At 69.6% G+C, this 18,783-nt stretch carries 17 protein-coding genes; 11 read left to right on the top strand and 6 right to left on the bottom strand.

Annotated features, from left to right (window positions below; genetic code table 11):
* Nucleotides 1–23: 23 nt before the first annotated feature.
* On the bottom strand, nt 24–1,610 hold the full coding sequence (locus tag AB2L57_RS12535; RefSeq protein ID WP_292812077.1) for a molybdopterin-dependent oxidoreductase: 1,587 nt from the start codon (nt 1,608–1,610) through the stop codon (nt 24–26).
* A 113-nt stretch (nt 1,611–1,723) separates the two neighbouring features.
* On the opposite strand from AB2L57_RS12535, the gene AB2L57_RS12530 reads away from it, so the two are divergent.
* Together AB2L57_RS12530 and AB2L57_RS12525 are read left to right on the top strand one after the other, a co-directional pair.
* Entirely contained in the window at nt 1,724–2,632 is a 909-nt protein-coding gene (locus AB2L57_RS12530; RefSeq protein ID WP_292812126.1) for a metallophosphoesterase, read from the top strand.
* A 71-nt stretch (nt 2,633–2,703) separates the two neighbouring features.
* The gene (locus AB2L57_RS12525) at nt 2,704–4,158 is read left to right on the top strand and encodes an aspartate ammonia-lyase (protein ID WP_292812080.1); all 1,455 of its coding nucleotides are present in this window, start codon (nt 2,704–2,706) and stop codon (nt 4,156–4,158) included.
* Nucleotides 4,159–4,174: 16 nt separating this feature from the next.
* Here the strand turns inward: AB2L57_RS12525 and AB2L57_RS12520 are convergent, their stop codons facing one another.
* On the bottom strand, nt 4,175–5,050 hold the full coding sequence (locus tag AB2L57_RS12520) for a fumarylacetoacetate hydrolase family protein (protein WP_292812082.1): 876 nt from the start codon (nt 5,048–5,050) through the stop codon (nt 4,175–4,177).
* Between the two features lie 40 nt (nt 5,051–5,090).
* Between AB2L57_RS12520 and AB2L57_RS12515 the strand changes: the two genes are divergently transcribed.
* The 4 genes from AB2L57_RS12515 (at nt 5,091) to rpsO (ending at nt 8,005) form a co-directional block, all read left to right on the top strand.
* Nucleotides 5,091–6,323: a PrsW family intramembrane metalloprotease gene (locus tag AB2L57_RS12515; RefSeq protein WP_292812084.1), complete on the top strand. Its 1,233-nt coding sequence runs from the start codon at nt 5,091–5,093 to the stop codon at nt 6,321–6,323.
* 156 nt (nt 6,324–6,479) lie between these two features.
* Entirely contained in the window at nt 6,480–6,848 is a 369-nt protein-coding gene (locus AB2L57_RS12510) for an FKBP-type peptidyl-prolyl cis-trans isomerase (RefSeq protein WP_292812087.1), read from the top strand.
* A 148-nt stretch (nt 6,849–6,996) separates the two neighbouring features.
* Nucleotides 6,997–7,554 (top strand): YceI family protein, encoded by a 558-nt coding sequence (locus AB2L57_RS12505; protein WP_292812089.1) that lies wholly within the window; start codon nt 6,997–6,999, stop codon nt 7,552–7,554.
* A 181-nt stretch (nt 7,555–7,735) separates the two neighbouring features.
* On the top strand, nt 7,736–8,005 hold the full coding sequence (gene rpsO / locus AB2L57_RS12500) for a 30S ribosomal protein S15 (RefSeq protein WP_036299063.1): 270 nt from the start codon (nt 7,736–7,738) through the stop codon (nt 8,003–8,005).
* A gap of 71 nt (nt 8,006–8,076) precedes the next feature.
* On the opposite strand, the gene AB2L57_RS12495 is transcribed toward rpsO, so the two are convergent.
* Entirely contained in the window at nt 8,077–9,087 is a 1,011-nt protein-coding gene (locus AB2L57_RS12495) for an isopenicillin N synthase family oxygenase (RefSeq protein WP_292812094.1), read from the bottom strand.
* 71 nt (nt 9,088–9,158) lie between these two features.
* Nucleotides 9,159–10,325: an acyltransferase family protein gene (locus AB2L57_RS12490; RefSeq protein ID WP_292812096.1), complete on the bottom strand. Its 1,167-nt coding sequence runs from the start codon at nt 10,323–10,325 to the stop codon at nt 9,159–9,161.
* A gap of 197 nt (nt 10,326–10,522) precedes the next feature.
* Between AB2L57_RS12490 and AB2L57_RS12485 the strand changes: the two genes are divergently transcribed.
* The 3 genes from AB2L57_RS12485 to AB2L57_RS12475 all read left to right on the top strand — a co-directional run bounded on the left by AB2L57_RS12485 (nt 10,523) and on the right by AB2L57_RS12475 (nt 14,501).
* Entirely contained in the window at nt 10,523–11,737 is a 1,215-nt protein-coding gene (locus tag AB2L57_RS12485; RefSeq protein WP_409048624.1) for an LLM class flavin-dependent oxidoreductase, read from the top strand.
* Between the two features lies 1 nt (nt 11,738).
* Nucleotides 11,739–12,383 carry an FMN reductase gene (locus AB2L57_RS12480; RefSeq protein ID WP_292812099.1) on the top strand — a complete coding sequence of 215 codons (645 nt, stop codon included), beginning with the start codon at nt 11,739–11,741 and terminating at the stop codon, nt 12,381–12,383.
* A gap of 132 nt (nt 12,384–12,515) precedes the next feature.
* On the top strand, nt 12,516–14,501 hold the full coding sequence (locus tag AB2L57_RS12475; protein ID WP_409047238.1) for a GDSL-type esterase/lipase family protein: 1,986 nt from the start codon (nt 12,516–12,518) through the stop codon (nt 14,499–14,501).
* Between the two features lie 21 nt (nt 14,502–14,522).
* Here the strand turns inward: AB2L57_RS12475 and AB2L57_RS12470 are convergent, their stop codons facing one another.
* On the bottom strand, nt 14,523–14,699 hold the full coding sequence (locus AB2L57_RS12470; protein WP_409047237.1) for a hypothetical protein: 177 nt from the start codon (nt 14,697–14,699) through the stop codon (nt 14,523–14,525).
* Between the two features lie 10 nt (nt 14,700–14,709).
* Nucleotides 14,710–14,895 carry a DUF5302 domain-containing protein gene (locus tag AB2L57_RS12465; protein WP_409047236.1) on the bottom strand — a complete coding sequence of 62 codons (186 nt, stop codon included), beginning with the start codon at nt 14,893–14,895 and terminating at the stop codon, nt 14,710–14,712.
* A gap of 350 nt (nt 14,896–15,245) precedes the next feature.
* On the opposite strand from AB2L57_RS12465, the gene AB2L57_RS12460 reads away from it, so the two are divergent.
* Both AB2L57_RS12460 and AB2L57_RS12455 read left to right on the top strand, forming a co-directional pair.
* On the top strand, nt 15,246–17,525 hold the full coding sequence (locus tag AB2L57_RS12460; protein ID WP_409047235.1) for a polyribonucleotide nucleotidyltransferase: 2,280 nt from the start codon (nt 15,246–15,248) through the stop codon (nt 17,523–17,525).
* 206 nt (nt 17,526–17,731) lie between these two features.
* Complete coding sequence (locus AB2L57_RS12455) at nt 17,732–18,766, top strand: aldo/keto reductase (protein WP_409047234.1); 1,035 nt, start codon at nt 17,732–17,734, stop codon at nt 18,764–18,766.
* The last annotated feature ends 17 nt before the right edge of the window (nt 18,767–18,783 follow it).

Here is an 18,783-nt window from a genome sequence, read left to right as displayed (position 1 = left end):
GCCGCGCCAGTCTGTGGGCCGGATCAATTCACGGTGATCAACGTGCGCTGCCATCCGGATGAGCCGTCGGGCGCGATCGGTGCCCGATCCTCGATCTGCGTCACGCCGCTCGCGTCGACGGCGCGCACGGTCACGTAGTGCGTGCCGGGGGTTGCGTCCCACTCGGTGAACCACTGCACCCACGTGTCCGCGTTGATCGGCGTCGACAGCGTCGCGGGCATCCAGTCGCCGTCGTCCACCTTGACCTCCACGCGCGAGATCCCGGTCGTCTGCGCCCACGCCACGCCGGCGATCGGCACCCGCCCGGCTGCGACGGGGGTTCCCGAGCGCGGAGTGTCGATGCGCGAGGACATCTTGATGGGGGCGCGAGCGCTGTATCCGCGGGGCGTCCAGTAGGCCTCGTCCGCGGCGAACGTCGTCACCTTCAACTCCGTGACCCACTTGGTCGCCGAGACGTATCCGTACAGCCCGGGGACGACCATGCGCACCGGGAACCCGTGCTCGAGCGGCAGCGGCGCGCCGTTCATCGCCACGGCCAGGATCGCGTCGCGGCCCTCGTCGGTGAGCGTTTCGAGCGGTGTGCTCGCGGTGTATCCGTCGACCGAACGGGAGAGCACCATGTCGGCGCCCTCCTGCACTCCCGCACGGCGCAGCACATCGCGCAGGGGGATCCCCTGCCAGATCGCGTTGCCGACGAGGCCGCCGCCGACCTCGTTCGACACGCAGGTCAGCGTGATGGCGTATTCATCCAGCCCCATCCCGACGAGGTCATCGAAGCTCAGCTCGAACGGTTCGTCGACCATCCCGGTGACCGCGAGCCGCCACGCGGACGGATCGACCGACGGCACGGTCAGCGCGGTGTCCACGCGGTAGAAGTCGGCGTTGGGGGTGATGAGGTCGGACAGGCCCGGGATGTCGAGCTCGGCGCCGGCGGGGATCGTCACCGTGGTCCGGGGGCTGGGCAGTCGCAGCGCCTCGCGAACATTCGCGATCGAGGACGTCGCGGTGTTCACCAGCCGTGCGCCGATCCCGACCACCGCCGCGGAGACGGCGGCGATCGCCGTCAGGCGGAAGAAGGCGCGACGGTCGGGATTCGCGGTGGTGCCGCCGGCGGCCACGCTGTCCGTGTCGGCTTCCGCTGCCGTGCGGGTCCCCTCGCGCCACGCGCGCGCACGTCGTACGAGGACGAAGATCAGCACGCCACCGGCAGCCGCTCCGACGATCGGCGGAATCGCCGCAAGGGGCGTGGCCCCAGCGCGCGTCACGATCGCGGCGATCGAGAGGACACCGGCGATCCCCATCGCGGCGACGCCCGCGAACGGGCGCCAGAGCTCCAGCATCCCGGCGATCGCCGAGGCGACCAGCACCGCGAGCGCGAGTCCGATCAGCAGCGCGATCTTGTCGTACGCGCCGAAGGTCGAGATGGCGAGCTCTTTGAGGGGCTGCGGGACGATGTCGATCACGAAGGAGCCGACGGCGAGGATCGGGCTGCCCTCGCGGGCGACGATGAGGGCGACGAGCTCCGCGACGGCGAGGAAGGCCGCAGCGCTGACGACGCCGGCGATCGCGCTCCAGATCACGCTTCCGCGCCGGCTGAGTGTGCTGACCATGCCGATCCTCCGCTCCTGCGCAGCCGCTCCGACCGCCTGGGAGTTGTTCGCGGCGAAGCCGCCAGCGGATTGCCGGGCACGTCGAGGGCTGCCCGTAGGCTTGCGGGGTGAACATGCCCGCGCCCGCCTTCGGGCAGCATCCTCCCGCCGCGCGCACGCTGCTGCACCTCAGCGACACCCATCTCCTGGCCGGCGACAGGCGCCTCGGTGACCGATACGACACCGAGGACAATCTGCGGCGCACGCTCGAGCGGGTCGAATCGCTGGGCGTTCGTCCCGACGCGTTCGTCTTCACGGGAGATCTGACCGACCTCGGCGAGGCCTCCGCGTACGCGCGTCTGCGCGAACTGGTCGAACCCGTCGCCGAGCGACTCGGCGCCCCCGTCGCGTGGGTCGCCGGCAATCACGACGAGCGCCCCGAGATGCGCCGCGACTTGCTGGGGCTCGAGCCCACGGAGCAGGCGATCACGGGGGAGTGGGATCTCGGCGGGCTGCGCCTGATCGCGCTCGATTCGACCGTGCCCGGCTGGCATCACGGCGACATCGACGACGCGCAGCTCTCGTGGCTGCGCGGGCGTCTCGCGCAGCCCGCCCCGATGGGCACGATCCTCGCGCTGCATCACCCGCCCCTGCCCAGCCACGTTCCGCTGTTCGGCATCCTCGAACTGCGCCGCCAAGATCTGCTGGCCGAGGCGATCGCGGGCTCCGACGTGCGCGCGATCCTCGCCGGGCACCTGCATTACTCCACCCACGGCACGTTCGCGGGCGTGCCCGTGAGTGTCTCGGCCGCCACCTGCTACACCATGGACATCGCCCGGCCCCCGACATCCATCAACGGCATGGACGCCGGACAGTCGTTCCACCTCGTGCACGTCTACGAACACACCATCACTCACTCCGTCGTGCCGGTGGCGGGCGCCGATTCCGGCGACTACTTCTCGCCGGAATGGTACGAGCGGATGTCTGCGATCACCCCCGAGGAGCGACTCGAGCGCTTCTCCCGCAAGCCGCCGCGATCCTGATCGGCCGGGCTCCGCGAGAGTAGGCTCGGTGGCATCCCATCCCCGCCGTGACCGACCCACAAGGACACCCCGTGGCCCTCGACGCAATGACGCGCACCCGTTCCGAATCCGACTCCCTGGGATCGCTCGAGATCCCCGACGATGCCTACTGGGGCATTCACACCGCCCGGGCGCTCGAGAACTTCCCGATCAGCAAGCGGCCGATCTCGGTCTATCCGGACCTCGTGCGCGCACTCGCCATGGTCAAGCAGGCCTCGGCCCGCGCGAATCGCGAGATCGGTGTGCTCGATGCCGAGCGAGCCGACCTGATCGATGGCGCCGCGCAGCGGGTGATCGACGGCGAGTTCCACGACCAGTTCGTCGTCGGCGTCATCCAGGGCGGCGCCGGCACGTCGACCAACATGAACGCGAACGAGGTCATCACCAACATCGCGCTCGAGATGGCGGGCCGGGAGAAGGGCGACTACGCGTTCCTGTCGCCGATCGATCACACCAACCGCAGCCAATCCACCAACGACGTGTATCCCACGGCCATCAAGGTCGGGCTGAGCCTGGATCTGCGTGCCCTGCTCGAGCAGCTCGATCTGCTCCGTCGATCGTTCCTGGCCAAGGCGCACGAGTTCCACGACGTGCTGAAGGTCGGTCGCACGCAGTTGCAGGATGCCGTGCCGATGACCCTCGGGCAGGAGTTCAACGGTTTCGCGACCACTCTTCGCGAGGACTGGAACCGGCTGAAAGAGAACGCCTACCTGCTGACCGAGATCAACATGGGCGCCACGGCGATCGGCACCGGAATCACGACGCACCCCGCCTACGCGAGGGCCGTGCTGCATCACCTGCGCGACATCTCGGGCCTCGACCTCGAAACCGCCACCGACCTCGTGGAGTCCACGAGCGACACCGGCGCGTTCATGTCCTTCTCCTCGTCGCTCAAACGCAACGCGATCAAGCTCTCCAAGATCTGCAACGATCTGCGCCTGCTCTCATCGGGACCGCAGGCGGGTCTCGGCGAGATCAACCTGCCGGCGCGTCAGGCGGGCTCCAGCATCATGCCCGGCAAGGTCAATCCGGTGATCCCCGAGGTCGTCAACCAGGTCGCCTTCGCGGTCGTCGGCGCCGACACCACGGTGACCATGGCTGTCGAGGCCGGTCAGCTGCAGCTCAACGCGTTCGAGCCGGTGATCGCCCACTCGATCTTCCAGTCGATCACCTGGATGCGTCAAGCGATGTACACCCTTCGCGTCAACTGCGTGGACGGCATCACCGCCAATCGCGAGCGACTCGGGGCGATGGTGGGCGCCTCCGTGGGTGTCATCACCGCGCTGACGCCGTTCATCGGCTACGCGGCGTCGGCGGCGCTGGCGAAAGCGGCGCTGCTGACGGGGCGGAACGTCGGTGACCTCGTCGTCGAGGCGGGTCTGATGTCGCGCGAGGACGTCGCCAAACAGCTCTCGCCGGCGCGCCTGTCGGGACTCGAGGCGATCACCGCGGCCATCCCGATCCAGGTGGCACCCGAGGATCACTGACCCCCGGCATCCCGCCTCAGTCCGTGATGCGGCAGTGCGTCGTCAGCTCACCGATGCCGGCGACGCCGACGGTGACGCTCGAGCGGTCGCGCAGGAAGATCTGCGGGTCGCGGGAGTATCCGGCCCCTCCGGGGCTGCCGGTGGAGATGAGCGTGCCGGGCAGCAGAGTGGCCGAACTCGACAGGTGAGCGATCAGCGTGGCGACCGAGCGCACCATCTGGCCCGTTGTCGCATCTTGCACCGTCCGACCGTCGACGACTGCCCAGATGTGCAAGTCCTGTGGGTCGGGGATCTCGTCGGCGGTGACCACGAACGGCCCCGTGGGGGTGAAGCCGTCGAACGACTTGCATCGCGACCACTGCGCCTCCGAGAACTGGATGTCGCGGGCCGTGATGTCGTTGACGACGGTGTAGCCCCAGACGTGATCGAGCGCGTCGGCGGGAGACACATCGTGTGCGGGGCGCCCGATGATGACGCCGAGTTCGGCCTCGTAGTCGACCGACTCGCTGAGCGAGCGCGGCCACGAGGTGGTGCCCTCGTGGCCCGTCAGGGAGTTGGGCCAGAGGCAGAAGACGGTGGGCGCCGCGTCGGTCTTCAGACCCAGCTCGCTCGAGTGCGCAGAGTAGTTCAATCCGATCGCGAGGATCAGCGGCGGCCGGTCGACGGCGGACGCGAACGAGACGTCAGCGAGGGGATGCCGGGGGGCGGTGGTCGGCAGGTCTTCGCTCGCCGCGCGCACCCGGGCGAGCATCTCGTCACCGCCCTCGACGAGCGTCTGCAGATCGCGCGGCGCCCCCTCGAACAGTCCCGGCACGGGAACGGCGTGGTCGCCGACGACCACCGCCAGAACGGGAGGCGCGGACGGGGATACGACGATGTGGGCAAAACGCACGTCTCCACGCTACCGGGCGTGCGCGCTTAGGCTGACGGTTGTGACGTACGCCCCACCCCCCTGGCCGCCACAGGATCGCCGCGACGGCGTGCCGTCCGCGTCGTTCTCATCGGCCCTCGATCAGCCTCCCCATGCGACCGGCGCCTACATCCCGCCGCCACCTCCGACGGTGCACACGCTCCCGCAACTGCCCGAGGTGCCGCGCAGGGGGCGCAGCGCTTCCCTCTGGCTGCTCGGTGCCCTCGTCCTGGTCTCGGTGGGACTCGTGGGCTACTTCCTCACCTTTCTCGGGGCGGGGGCGTCCATCCTCGGGCTCGTGCTGGCGCTGGTGCCCTTCGTCGGGGTGCTGCTCGCGGTGCGCCTCGTGGACCGCTGGGAGCCCGAACCACGCAGTCTCCTCGTGCTCGCGGTCGCCTGGGGCGCGGTCGCCTCCGTCGCGATCGCGCTGCTCGTGGACCTCGGCATCGTGTTCCTGATCGGCCGCGACGACACCCTCGCGCGCGAGCTCTTCTCGAGCGTCGTGCAGGCGCCGGTGGTCGAAGAGGTCGCCAAGGGTCTCGGCCTGCTCATCATCTTCGCCACCGCCCGGCGCGCCTTCGACGGCCCGGTCGACGGAGTCGTCTACGGCGCTCTGGTGGGCGCGGGATTCGCCTTCACCGAGAACATCCAGTACTTCGCGATCAGCTTCCTGCAGGGAGGGATCGAGGATGTCACCGGCACCTTCTTCGTGCGCGGCATCCTCTCGCCCTTCGCCCACGCCATGTTCACGGCGATCATCGGGTTCGCCTTGGGCCTCGCCGCTCGCCGGGGCGCGCGCGGGGGAGTGCTCGGGTACTGGATGCTGGGGCTCGTCGGAGCGATCCTGCTGCACGCCTTCTGGAACGGCTCCGCGATGCTCGGCGACTTCTTCGCGCTCTACCTCACCCTGCAGGTGCCGTTGTTCGTCGGCTTCATCCTGGGCATCGTCGCGCTCCGACGGCAGGAGTCGCGTCTGACCCACCAGCGACTGGGGGAGTACGCCGCAGCGGGCTGGTTCACATCGCAGGAGGTCGACATGCTCGCCACAGGCGCCGGTCGCAAGCGGGGGCTGGCGTGGGCGCGCGGTCTGCGCGGGGATCGCACGGCGATCATGCGAGAGTTCATCGCCGACGCGACGGGGCTCGCGGCGGCCCGTCAGCGGGCCATCTCGGGACGGGATCCCCACGCGGTCGAAGACGAGCGCGTGCTGCTCCAGCGGACGGCGGCGGCGCGGGAATCCCTGCTCGCACTCTAAAACTCAGCGCCCGGTGCCGCGGCGATGCCTGCGTGTCAACCGGGCGCTGAGTCGGCCTGAACCCAGGTTGCCCGGGCCGCGCGCAGGTGTCAACCCCTCTTGACGGCCGCGCCGGCGTGCTTTGACGCCCGCGTCCGGCTCGGGTTGGATGGAACCATGACTGATGAGCGCACCAAGCCCGAAATCGACGCCCCCGTCGGCGACGCCCCGACCGAACTGGTGGTCAGGGACCTGATCGAGGGCACCGGCGCCGAGGCGAAGCCCGGCGACACCGTCACCGTCCACTACGTCGGAGTGGAGTACGAGACCGGCGAGGAGTTCGACTCCTCCTGGAACCGGGGCGAGAGCATCCAGTTCCCTCTGCGCGGTCTGATCCAGGGCTGGCAGGACGGCATTCCGGGCATGAAGGCCGGCGGGCGTCGCGAGTTGGTCATCCCGCCGGCGCTCGCGTACGGCCCTCCGGGTGGGCACTTCCTCGGCGGCAAGACGCTCATCTTCGTGATCGACCTCATCGCCGTCGGCTGACCCGCCCCGCATCGAACGACCCCGGCGGCGCCGGGGTCGTTCATCGTTTCGTCACATCGTCGTCGCGCATCGGAATACATGCACCTGCATACTGGTTGACGACGAAAGACGCCGTGCACACGGCACCCACGATCCCCAAGGAGACAGCATGAGCGCCACCACCCTCGACCTTCCCGGTTACAAGCCCGGCACCTGGGTTCTCGACCCTTCGCACAGCGAGGTCACCTTCAGCGTCCGCCACATGATGATCTCGAAGGTGCGCGGCACCTTCGGTGTCAAGAGCGCCACGCTCGTCGCCCCCGAGAACCCGCTCGAGGCCGAGGTCACCGCCAGCGTCGACGTCGCCTCGATCGACACGAAGGACGAGAACCGCGACCAGCACCTGCGCTCGGCCGACTTCTTCGATGCCGAGACCTACCCGACGATGGACTTCCGCTCCACCGGTGCCCGCATCGAGGGTGACGACCTCTACATCGACGGCGACCTCACGATCCGCGGCATCACCAAGACCGTCACGTTCGAGCTCGACTTCGGTGGATTCGGCACCGACCCCTACGGCAACTACAAGGCCGGCGCCAGCGCCAAGACCGTCATCAACCGCGAGGACTTCGGTCTGACGTGGAACGCCGCGCTCGAGACCGGCGGCGTGCTCGTCGGCAAGGACGTGACGATCACCCTCGACCTGCAGGGTTCGCTGCAGGCCTGACATCGCGAGCAGGGGTGGATGTCGCGGCCGATGGGTCGCCGCATCCACCCCTTTCTCGTGTCCGCGCGCGGATCGGTTTGCCTGTAGACTCTTCAGGTTGCCGTTCGATCGGCCGCGGATAAAGAGAGCTCACGCATCAGGCGATGGGCGCCGCGCAATGAAGAGAAAGGGGATCCCCTCTATGCCGCTTGAATTCGAAGCCAAGAAGGCGATCATCGAAGAGTACGCGACGCACCCCGGTGACACCGGATCCCCCGAGGTGCAGGTCGCGATGCTGACGCAGCGCATCAAGGACCTCACAGAGCACCTGAAGGAGCACAAGCACGACCACCACTCGCGTCGTGGTCTGTTCCTGATGGTCGGTCAGCGCCGTCGTCTGCTCGGCTACCTCCAGGACATCGACATCAACCGCTACCGCGCGTTGATCGAGAAGCTGGGGCTGCGCCGCTAAGTCGCGCCAGCGTTCAATCGCACGAAACTTCTTGAAGGGCCGTCCCAGGTGTGGGGCGGCCCTTCCTCGTGTCAGGCGCGCGCCGCCAGGAGATCCGCGTGCCAGCGCTCGGCGACGTCGGGGTGCGCGCGCAGCCGCGACTTGAGGGCGTTCTCGCCGTACAGGGCGTGAATCGGATTCGACGGGTCGTCGGAGACCCCGGAGGCGCGGGCGGCCAGCTCCGGCGGCAGCTCGATCAGCGGCAGGGTCGCATCGAGCGCGGGGTTGAAGAAGAACGGCACCGAGATGCGGTCTTCGGGCGACCGCGGTGAGAGCACACGGTGATTGGTGGCCGTGAGGTAGCCCTGCGTGGCGTACTCGAGCATCTCGCCGATGTTGACGACGAAGGCCCCGGGAACGGGAGGCGCATCGACCCAGACCCCGTCGCGCTCTACCTGCAGGCCGCCCTTTCCGGGCTCGATCCAGAGCAGGGTGAGCACGCCCGAGTCCTTGTGGGCTCCGACGCCCTGCGCGGGCTCGGGGTCGTCGGTGCCGGGGTAGCGGATGATCTTGATCAGCGTGGACGGCTCGCCGAAGGGCGCGGCGAAGTAGTCCTCGGGTGCGCCGAGGGCGAGCGCCCAGGCGCGCAGCAGCTTGCGGGACACGCCGGCCAGGTGATCGTGCCACTCGGCGACCACGTCGCGCAGTTCGGGGAGGGCGTCGGGCCACATGTTCGGGCCGATGAGCCGCGCGAAATCGGGAGACGCGGCATCCCGCACCGCCTCGCGTTCCGGGCCGATGTCGATCTGCTCGCGCCAGTCGACCGCGCCCCGGGTGCGCTCCCCGCCGACCCTCGTGTAGCCCCGGAAGTGCGGGCTTCGGACGTTCTCGATCGCCAGCTTGTCAGCCTCGGGCAGCTCGAAGAACCGCCGCGCGACACTGTGCAGGCGTGCCTCGAGGTCGGCCGTCACGCCGGTACCGGTGAGATAGAAGAATCCCACCTCGTGGGTGGCGGCGCGCAGCTCCTGCCGAAAGCGCTCGGACGCCTCTGCGCCCCGGTCGAGTGCCGACAGATCGAGCACCGGAAGGTTCAGCTCACTCATGCCGCCAGGGTAGGTGGAGGATGAGCGCGTCGTCACGCCGTGTTGCCCCGCGTTACCACGCGGGCGCGTGATCAGCGCGGGCGGCGCGACCCCGTCGGGTCCGACCGTCGTCCCTCGCGGCCGGCGAGGGCGGGATCGGCGAACAGCCACGTTGGTCGGGGCTCGACGAGCGGCCGGAAGAGACGGCGCACGGGCTGTGTGGCAAGGCCCAGCGCGACGCCGACGGCGAGCACGACCACGAGAGGCAGCCACAGCCACGTCGGTTCGAGATCGCGCAGCACGCCCGACTCGCGGAACGGATAGAGCACGAAGGAATGCAGCAGATAGACGTACATCGTGTACTGGCCGAAATGGGTCCACCAGGTGTGCCTCAGCGGCACGAGCGCGAAGAACGCGACGCTGAGCACGAGGGCGATCGCCATGAGCGCCAGTCGGACGCCGCCGGCCCACCACTGATCGCCGCCGAGGGCGGCGTACGAGTCGTCGTAGAAGAGCCAGGTGCGCAGGTTCATCCGCTCCCACACGTCCACGAAGGCCCAGGCCGCCCATCCCGTGACGCCGAGGACAGCCAGCGCCGCCGCCGTGACCCACCAGGGCCTGCGATCCAGCAGCCGCAACCGGTTCACCACGTCCCGCTCGCTCAGCCACCACCCCAGGGCGAAGAAGGGCAGCAGGCCGAGCGTGCGCGAGAGCGAGAAGGTCGAGTCGATGTTCGTCACGTACCCGGCGCCGACCGAGATGAGCACGGTCCACACCAGGGGCCATCGGAGCAGAGCGAGGTAGGGCAGCACGAGGCGGAAGATGCCGAGGGCGAGCAGGAACCACAGTGTCCACGACGGCTGGCTGAGGTTGGGGTCGCCGTCCCCCTCGACGATCCACTTGGTCAGGGTCCACAGGCCCTCGAAGATGACGTAGGGCAGCAGGATGTCGGTGACCACGCGCGCCATCTGCCGCCTGGTCGGCGTGCCCGCCTTCGAGAAGTATCCCGAGATGATCGCGAACGCGGGCATGTGGAACGCGTACACCGTGAGGTAGAGGGCGAGGGCGATGTCGGAGTCGTAGGTCAGACGCTGCACGGCATGGCCGAGCACCACGAGGACGATGCACGCGAAGCGGGCATTGTCCCAGAACGGCACGCGGCGCTTGGGGCGCGGCGTCGTCCCCGTCGCGGGCGACCCGGGGTCGGAGGAGCGCGGGGCGGATGCCGCGGCCCGGCCGGGCGGAGTGGTCTGGCTCATGAGCGTGCTCACCCTACCGCGGCACCGCGGCGCGGCATCCCCTGCTCTGGCGGATGCGGGGCGCGGCCTCGAGCCGGGCGGAATAATCTGGGGGAGCGGACGTTTCACCGGGTACATTCATTTGCATAGACACTCGCGACGGTGATCCCGGCGCGGAGGAAGCGGAGCAGATCGTGAACGACACCACGTCACAGGCCGTGCAGTTCGGCATCTTCTCGGTGAGCGACATCACCGAGGATCCCACCACCGGCAAGACGCCGAGCGAGGCGGAGAAGATCCGCAACGCGGTGACGGTCGCCACGCACGCCGAAGCGGTGGGGCTCGATGTCTTCGCGCTCGGCGAGCACCACAACCCGCCCTTCTGGTCCTCTTCTCCCACGACGACGCTGGCCTACATCGCCGCTCAGACGGAGCGCCTGATCCTGTCGACCGCGACGACGCTGATCACGACCAACGACCCGGTGAAGATCGCCGAGGACTACGCGATGCTGCAGCATCTCTCGGGGGGCCGGGTCGATCTCACCCTCGGGCGCGGCAACACCGGTCCCGTCTACCCGTGGTTCGGACAGGACATCCGCCAGGGGCTCCCGCTCGCCATCGAGAACTACGCGCTTCTGCACAAGCTGTGGCGTGAGGACGTCGTGGACTGGGAGGGCAAATTCCGCACCCCGCTCCAGGGGTTCACCTCGACGCCGCGGCCGCTCGACGGCATCGCGCCGTTCGTGTGGCACGGCTCGATCCGCACCCCCGAGATCGCCGAACAGGCCGCGTACTACGGCGATGGCTTCTTCGCCAACAACATCTTCTGGCCCAAGGAGCACTACCAGCGCTTGATCGCCCTCTACCGTCAGCGGTACGCGCACTACGGCCACGGCACCCCCGAGCAGGCGATCGTCGGGCTCGGCGGACAGGTGTTCATGGCGGCGAAGTCGCAGGATGCCGTGGCCCGGTTCCGCCCGTACTTCGACAACGCCCCCGTCTACGGACACGGACCGTCGCTCGAGGACTTCGCCGAGATGACGCCGCTCACGGTCGGCTCGCCGCAGCAGGTCATCGACCGCTACGCCGCGATGCGCGACACCTTCGGCGACTACCAGCGCCAGCTGTTCCTGATGGATCACGCAGGCCTGCCGCTGAAGACGGTGCTCGAGCAGCTCGACATCCTCGGCGGCGAGGTCGTGCCGGTCCTGCGTCGCGAGCTGGCGAAGAACCGGCCGGCCGAGGTGCCCGACGGTCCCACGCACGCGGCCCGCGTGCGCGCGGTCTACGGCGACGGACCCGCGCGTGAGGCCCGCCCGCGGGCCAACCGGGGCGACAACCTCGCGGGTCCCTCGCCGTATCAGGACGCCGCCGCGGCTCCCGTGCTGGCGGGGTCGGCCTTCGGCGCCGCCGCGACGCGGAAGGGGGCCTGAGATGGTCGCCCGGCGCATCGCCGTCGTGACGGCCGGTCTGTCGAACCCGTCGACGACCCGATTGCTCGCCGATCGACTGACCCAGGCGGTGCTCGGCGAGCTTTCGGAGCGCGAGATCGCCGCGTCGGTCGACGTGTTCGAGCTTCGCGACTACGCGCACGACATCACGAACAATCTGCTCACCGGATTCGCGCCTCCGGCGCTCGAGTCCGCGATCAACGCCGTCGTCTCGGCCGATGCGATCATCGCCGTGACGCCGATCTTCTCCACGAGCTACTCGGGTCTGTTCAAGTCGTTCGTCGATGTGCTCGACCCGGACGCGCTCGCGGGGACCCCGGTGCTGCTGGGCGCCAATGCGGGCAGCGCGCGACACTCGCTCGCGATCGACTATGCCATCCGTCCGCTGTTCACGTACCTGCACGCCGATCCCGTGCCCACCGGCGTGTTCGCGGCCTCCGCCGACTGGGGTTCGACACCGGACGAGGTGGCGCCCCTCGGCGCGCGGATCGGTCGGGCTGCCCGCGAGCTCGCCGATGCCATCGAGCGGCGCGGCGTGCAGGGTGCGGGTGACCCCTTCGATCCCGCGACCTACCTCGGCGAGGGGCGTTCGTTCGGGCACCTGCTGGGCGGCCTGGCGGGGGAGTAGGACGCCGACCCGCGGGTGAACGGCCGCCGAACGGCGCGCGGACGGTGACGTGCCGGCGTGCATCCGGTGAACACTCGGCGCCGTACGCCGATTCGGCGGGCGCGCGGCGTGCGCAGGCGTCACCGTGGAGTTGTGAGAGTCGCGCTGCTGGCCGAGTCCTTCCTCCCTCACATGAACGGTGTGACGGGATCCGTCCTCCACGTCCTGCGCCATCTGCGGGCACAGGGTCACGAGACGCTCGTGATCGCGCCGCGTGCGGGCGAGGTCGATGCCGACCTGCACGGCGCCCGCTCGGCGCTGCTGCGATCGGTGCCGCTTCCCTCATATCCCGAAGTGCGTGTGGTCTTCGCGCGCACGGCGACCCTCACGCGCATTCTGCGGGAGTTCGGTCCGGACGTGATCCATCTCGCCTCGCCCTTCGTGCTCGGCTGGCAGGGGGTGCAGGCCGCGGACGCCCTGCGGGTGCCCTCGGTCGCCGTCTACCAGACCGACGTCACGGCGTACGCGCAGAAGTACGGTGTGGCAGGCGCCGCCCCCTTCGTGGGGGCCCACGTCGGCCGCCTGCACCGCCGCGCGACACTGACGCTCGCCCCCTCGAGCTCCGCGCGTGCGCAGCTCGAGGGACTCGGCGTCGATCGCATCCGCACGTGGGCGCGCGGCGTCGATGCGGAGCGCTTCACCCCGGAGCGGCGCGACGATCTGTGGCGTGCGCGCGCGGGAGGCGGACGGATGCTGGTGGGCTATGCCGGTCGACTCGCCGCCGAGAAGCAGGTCGAGGATCTTCGTGCGCTCGCCGATCTGCCCGGCGTCCGGCTCGTGGTCATCGGGGAGGGGCCGGCGCGCGCCCGGCTGGAGGAGCTGCTGCCCGACGCGCTGTTCACGGGATTCCTAGGTGGCGAGGCGCTTGCGCGGGCGCTCGCGTCGCTCGACGTCTTCGTGCATCCGGGAGAGCACGAGACGTTCTGCCAGGGCGTTCAGGAGGCGCTCGCCAGCGGCGTACCGGTCGTGGCGACGGGACGCGGCGGTCCCCTGGATCTCGTGCGCAGCAGCATCGACGGCTGGCTCTACCGGCCGGGCGACCTCGGCGATCTGCGCTCGCGCGTCGCCGATCTGGTCGGCGACGAGGCGAAGCGCGCAGCGTTCGCGCGCGCGGCGCGCGAGAGCGTGCGGGGCCGCACCTGGGCTGCACTGGGCGATCAGTTGCTCGGGCACTACGCCGAAGCGCGGGCGCTGCGACCCCTCGACGACGCACGTCTCGGGCGCGGGCTCGAACGGCCGGCGCTCCCCGTGCCCCCCTCGCCGTCGTCCGGTCGACGCTGCGCGAGCTTCGTCGCCCTGGGGGACTCCCTCACAGAGGGGCTGTGCGACACGTCGAGGATGCCGCCGGGGCAGTATTGCGGATGGGCCGACCGTCTCGCGCAGCTGCTGGCGCACGCGCGCGAAGGCGACACGCCGCTCGCTTACGCCAACCTCGCGGTGCGCAGCCGTCGGGTGCGCGACCTCGTCGACGAGCAGCTTCCGATGGCGTTGGCGCTCCGGCCGGATCTGGTCTCGGTGTTCATCGGCGCCAACGATCTCGTCGGGCCGAGGGCGGACGTCGCGGCGCTCGCGGCCGAGGTGGCTTCGGCCGTCCGCACCCTGCGTGCGGCGGGAAGTCAGGTGCTCCTGGTCACCCCGGTGCTGCCGCGCCGTCGCGCATCCGTTCTCTTCGTCCGGCGTTTCGCTCGTTACTCCTCCGCGCTGCGCCGGATCTCACGCGAGACGGGGTGCCTTCTGCTGGATGCCGAGGCCATGCCCGAGCTCGCCGATCCCTCGGCGTGGGCGGACGATCGTGTGCATCTCTCGGCTCGCGGGCACCGGGTGCTCGCCTACCGTGCGGCCGATGTGCTCGGAGTACCCGATGCGGACGCGCTCGGCGGTCTGGACGATGCCTTCCATGCTGTCGAGGATGCCCCGCCGGAGGGGTCGTGGCTGCGGGTGCACGCGCTGCCCTGGGTCTGGCGCCGGCTGCGCGGCCGCACGGCCGGCGACGGGCTCGGACCCAAGCACAACGCCCTCATCGCGCTGCCACCGCGGTCGATGAAGGTGCGGGACGCGGAGCCGCACGACTCGCTCTGATGTGCGTCGCCCGGCCGCCCGTCATCCCTCGAAGCCGCGCTCGAACTGGTCGACCTCGCTTTCGAGGCTCTCGCCGAGCTCGATGCTCTCCCGCGGGTCGATCGTCGGGTCGGGTCCGTCCCATTCGGCCTCGTCCTCGAGAGGGACCTCACGGTCGTCGTCGGGCACATCGCCGGGGGAACGGCGATCTTCGCTCATCTTTTGACTCCTATCCGCTCTTGCGCCGGAACGTGCGCTTGGCCCCCGCGGGTCCGTGGGTGGCGTGCACGGCGGAATCGCCGTTCAGGTGCGCCTCGCCCGATCGGTGGTGGGCGTTCTTCTTCTCGAGCGCCTCCTTGAACTTGCGCTTCAGGTCGTCGGATGCCGCGTCCTGGGGTTTCTCGTCGGTGCTCATGAGGCTCAGCCTACGCACGCGGGGCGAGAGTGGCGAGAGACGTCGGGCCGCGGCATCCCGCTCCCGGCGCCTCGCGCTGGTAGGCTTTCGAAGGTTGTGCGGATCGCTTCGCGCCACCGCACAACTGCACAATGCGCCGGCACCGCCGGCGTCTCAGGAGCAGGCCGGCAGGAAGCTGGTCCCCTGTGGTGGTCTCCTCGTCGGTCTCGCCGGGTGGATTTCTACTGGTGGCCAGCGCAAGCGCACGCCGCCCTCGCGTCTCGCGCGCTCATATCTGCCTACTCCCGCTCCTTCGGATACACTCGCGCGCCACACGGGCGGGCGAGTCGAAACAAAGAAGGAGAGACCTCTTGGAAGGTCCTGAAATCACATCCGCCGAAGCCGTTCTCGACAACGGACGCTTCGGCACCCGCACCATCCGCTTCGAGACCGGTCGCCTCGCGCAGCAGGCGCAGGGCGCGGTCGCCGCGTACCTCGACGGCGACACGATGCTGCTGTCGGCGACGAGCGCCGGCAAGAGCCCCCGCGAGGGCTTCGACTTCTTCCCGCTGACGGTCGACGTCGAGGAGCGCTCGTACGCCGCCGGCAAGATCCCGGGGTCGTTCTTCCGTCGTGAGGGTCGACCCTCGACCGAGGCGATCCTCGTCTGTCGCCTGATCGACCGCCCGCTGCGCCCGTCGTTCGTCGACGGCCTCCGCAACGAGGTCCAGATCGTCGTGACGGTGCTCTCCATCGCTCCCGGCGAGTTCTACGACGCGCTCGCGATCAACGCGGCCTCGGCGTCCACCCAGATCTCGGGTCTGCCCTTCTCCGGCCCGATCGCCGGCGTGCGTCTCGCGCTCATCCCGGGTCACGGCGAGAACGCCGACCAGTGGGTCGCGTTCCCCAAGGCGGAGCAGCTCGAGGAGGCCGTGTTCGATCTGATCGTCGCCGGCCGCGTGCTGCCCGACGGCGAGGTCGCGATCATGATGGTCGAGGCCGAGGCCACCGAGCACAGCTGGAACCTCATCAAGGGCGGCGCCACCAAGCCCAGCGAAGACGTCGTGGCCGCGGGCCTCGAGGCCTCCAAGCCCTTCATCAAGCAGCTCGTCGAGGCGCAGCAGGTCATCGCCGACGGCGCCGCGAAGGAGATCCGCGACTACCCGGTCTTCCTGCCCTACAGCCAGGAGACCTACGACTTCGTCGCGGGTCGCGCGTACGACGAGCTCGTCGGCATCTACCAGATCGCCGATAAGCAGCAGCGTCAGGACGCCGACGACGCGGTCAAGGACCGTGTGAAGGCGCAGCTGCTCGCCGCCGTCGAGTCGGGCGAGCTGCCCGCCGTCGCGACGCTCGAGTTCTCGGCGGCCTACAAGTCCGTGACGAAGAAGATCGTCCGCGGCCGCATCCTCTCCGAGGGTGTGCGCATCGACGGTCGTGGCCTCGCCGACATCCGTGCCCTCGAGGCCGAGGTCGACGTCATCCCGCGCGTGCACGGGTCGGCGATCTTCCAGCGCGGTGAGACCCAGATCCTGGGCGTCACCACGCTGAACATGCTCAAGATGGAGCAGCAGATCGACTCGCTCTCGCCCACGACGAGCAAGCGGTACATGCACCACTACAACTTCCCGCCCTACTCCACCGGTGAGACCGGTCGTGTGGGCAGCCCCAAGCGTCGCGAGATCGGGCACGGCTTCCTCGCCGAGCGCGCCCTCGTCCCGGTGCTGCCGGGCCGCGAGGAGTTCCCCTACGCGATCCGCCAGGTCTCGGAGGCTCTCGGCTCCAACGGGTCGACCTCGATGGGCTCGGTCTGCGCCTCGACGCTCGCCCTGCTCAACGCGGGTGTGCCGCTGAAGGCGCCCGTCGCGGGCATCGCGATGGGTCTCGTCTCCGATGAGGTCGACGGACAGACGCGCTACGCCGCGCTGACCGACATCCTCGGCGCCGAGGACGCCCTCGGCGACATGGACTTCAAGGTCGCCGGCACGAGCGAGTTCGTCACGGCGATCCAGCTCGACACGAAGCTCGACGGCATTCCGTCGTCGGTGCTCGCGGGCGCGCTGCAGCAGGCCAAGGATGCGCGTATGCAGATCCTCGAGCTGATCAACGCGACGATCGACGCGCCCGACGAGATGGCCGCCACGGCTCCCCGCGTGATCAGCGTGCAGATCCCCGTCGACAAGATCGGCGAGCTGATCGGCCCCAAGGGCAAGACGATCAACTCGATCCAGGACGAGACCGGCGCCCAGATCTCTATCGAGGATGACGGCACCGTCTACATCGGCGCGGTCGACGGCCCCTCGGCCGAGGCGGCGCGTGCGCAGGTCAACGCGATCGCCAACCCGACCAACCCCGAGGTGGGTGAGCAGTTCCTCGGCACGGTCGTCAAGATCGCGACGTTCGGTGCGTTCATCTCGCTGCTTCCGGGCAAGGACGGGCTCCTGCACGTCAGCGAGGTCCGCAAGCTCGCCGGCGGCAAGCGTGTCGAGAACGTCGAGGACGTCCTCGGCGTCGGTCAGAAGATCCTCGTGAAGATCACGAAGATCGACGACCGCGGCAAGCTCTCGCTCGAGCCCGTCGTCGAAGAGGCAGCCGACCAGGAGGGCCGTGCCGCGGCCAACCCCGGTCCCGAGGCGCCCGCCGAAGGCTGAATCGCCGCGCGATGCCCCCGTCGTCCTTTCCGGGATGCCGGGGGCATCGCCGTTTCGTGATCAAAGCGTTATATGCAATTCACGACGCGGCCACCGGTTGGTCGGCCGGGCCGCCCCGGAGGCCCTACCCTCGTACTTAAGCGCCGGGGGGCGCGCACGACGCACAGGTCGCGGAACGGGTGAAACGGGTCGCGAGGGGGTGGAGCATGGGTTTCTTCGGTGTGGGATCAGCCGCCTCTGTGGCGAGCCCCGGAACGCCGCGGATGCCGGTCGCGCATCCCTCTGCTCCGATCCCGGTACAGGGACCCAGCATCGGCCACGGGCTGCGGACGCCGCTCGGTGAGACCGGCCTCGAGATCTTCCCGCTCGTGCTGGGCGGTGCGGAGTTCGGCTGGAACGTCGACATCGCCGCCAGCCACCGCATCATCGACCGCTACGTCGAACTCGGCGGCAACGTGCTGCACACGGCGGATTCGTTCTCCGCGGGCCGCAGCGAGCACATCATCGGCCAGTGGCTCGCCACCCGCGGTGTCCGCGACGACATCGGCGTCGCGGTGCGTGTGGGCGGGCACCCGGACAACCCCGGGCTCGGCCCCGTCAATCTCGTTCGGGCTGTCGAGGCTTCCCTCACACGCCTGGGCACCGACCACATCGACGTGCTCTACCTCGACGGCTCCGCAGACCAGGCCGTACCGCTCGAAGAGACCCTCGCGACGGCGGAGTGGCTCATCGGCGCGGGCAAGGTGCGTCACCTCGCGGCGGCCGAGTTCTCGCCGGAGCGCCTCGTCGAGGCGCGGATCCTCGCATCGGCGGGCTACCCGCGGTTCACGGTGCTCGATGCCCACTACAACGTCCTGCATCGCACACCCTTCGAGGGAGACCTGCGGCTCGTCGCGGGGGCGCAGGGCATCGCGGTCACGCCGTCGCACCCGCTCGCGCACGGCTTCCTCTCCGGGCGGCACCGCAACCGGGATCGCATGGGACTGTCGGCCCGCGGAATGCAACTGGCCACCTACCTCAACCGCCGGGGCCAGCGCGCGCTCAAGGCTCTTGATGGCATCGCGCTCGAGCTCGGTGTTCCCGACGCCGCGGTCGCGGTGGCATGGTTGCTCGCCCAGCGCACCGTCGTCGCGCCCATCGTCAACGCCTATGCGCCCGAGCACGTCGACGAGCTCGTGCAGGGCGCGGGTGTGCAGCTCAGCCGCAGCCACCTCGCCGAGCTGACCCGCGCCGCGCAGTGACCGCGGTCCTCGGCCTT

Source organism: Microbacterium sp. HA-8 (assembly GCF_046111165.1).
GTDB lineage: Bacteria > Actinomycetota > Actinomycetes > Actinomycetales > Microbacteriaceae > Microbacterium.
Note: the sequence above shows the minus strand (reverse complement) of the source record. Positions and strands in the feature narration are given on the sequence as shown.

Bases quoted from the DNA above. Each gene is read 5' to 3' on its own strand.
- AB2L57_RS12535 (WP_292812077.1), bottom strand. From the start codon at position 1,610: ATGGTCAGCACACTCAGCCGGCGCGGAAGCGTGATCTGGAGCGCGATC.
- AB2L57_RS12530 (WP_292812126.1), top strand. From the start codon at position 1,724: ATGCCCGCGCCCGCCTTCGGGCAGCATCCTCCCGCCGCGCGCACGCTG.
- AB2L57_RS12510 (WP_292812087.1), top strand. From the start codon at position 6,480: ATGACTGATGAGCGCACCAAGCCCGAAATCGACGCCCCCGTCGGCGAC.
- AB2L57_RS12505 (WP_292812089.1), top strand. From the start codon at position 6,997: ATGAGCGCCACCACCCTCGACCTTCCCGGTTACAAGCCCGGCACCTGG.
- rpsO (WP_036299063.1), top strand. From the start codon at position 7,736: ATGCCGCTTGAATTCGAAGCCAAGAAGGCGATCATCGAAGAGTACGCG.
- AB2L57_RS12495 (WP_292812094.1), bottom strand. From the start codon at position 9,087: ATGAGTGAGCTGAACCTTCCGGTGCTCGATCTGTCGGCACTCGACCGG.
- AB2L57_RS12490 (WP_292812096.1), bottom strand. From the start codon at position 10,325: ATGAGCCAGACCACTCCGCCCGGCCGGGCCGCGGCATCCGCCCCGCGC.
- AB2L57_RS12480 (WP_292812099.1), top strand. From the start codon at position 11,739: ATGGTCGCCCGGCGCATCGCCGTCGTGACGGCCGGTCTGTCGAACCCG.
- AB2L57_RS12470 (WP_409047237.1), bottom strand. From the start codon at position 14,699: ATGAGCGAAGATCGCCGTTCCCCCGGCGATGTGCCCGACGACGACCGT.
- AB2L57_RS12465 (WP_409047236.1), bottom strand. From the start codon at position 14,895: ATGAGCACCGACGAGAAACCCCAGGACGCGGCATCCGACGACCTGAAG.
- AB2L57_RS12455 (WP_409047234.1), top strand. From the start codon at position 17,732: ATGGGTTTCTTCGGTGTGGGATCAGCCGCCTCTGTGGCGAGCCCCGGA.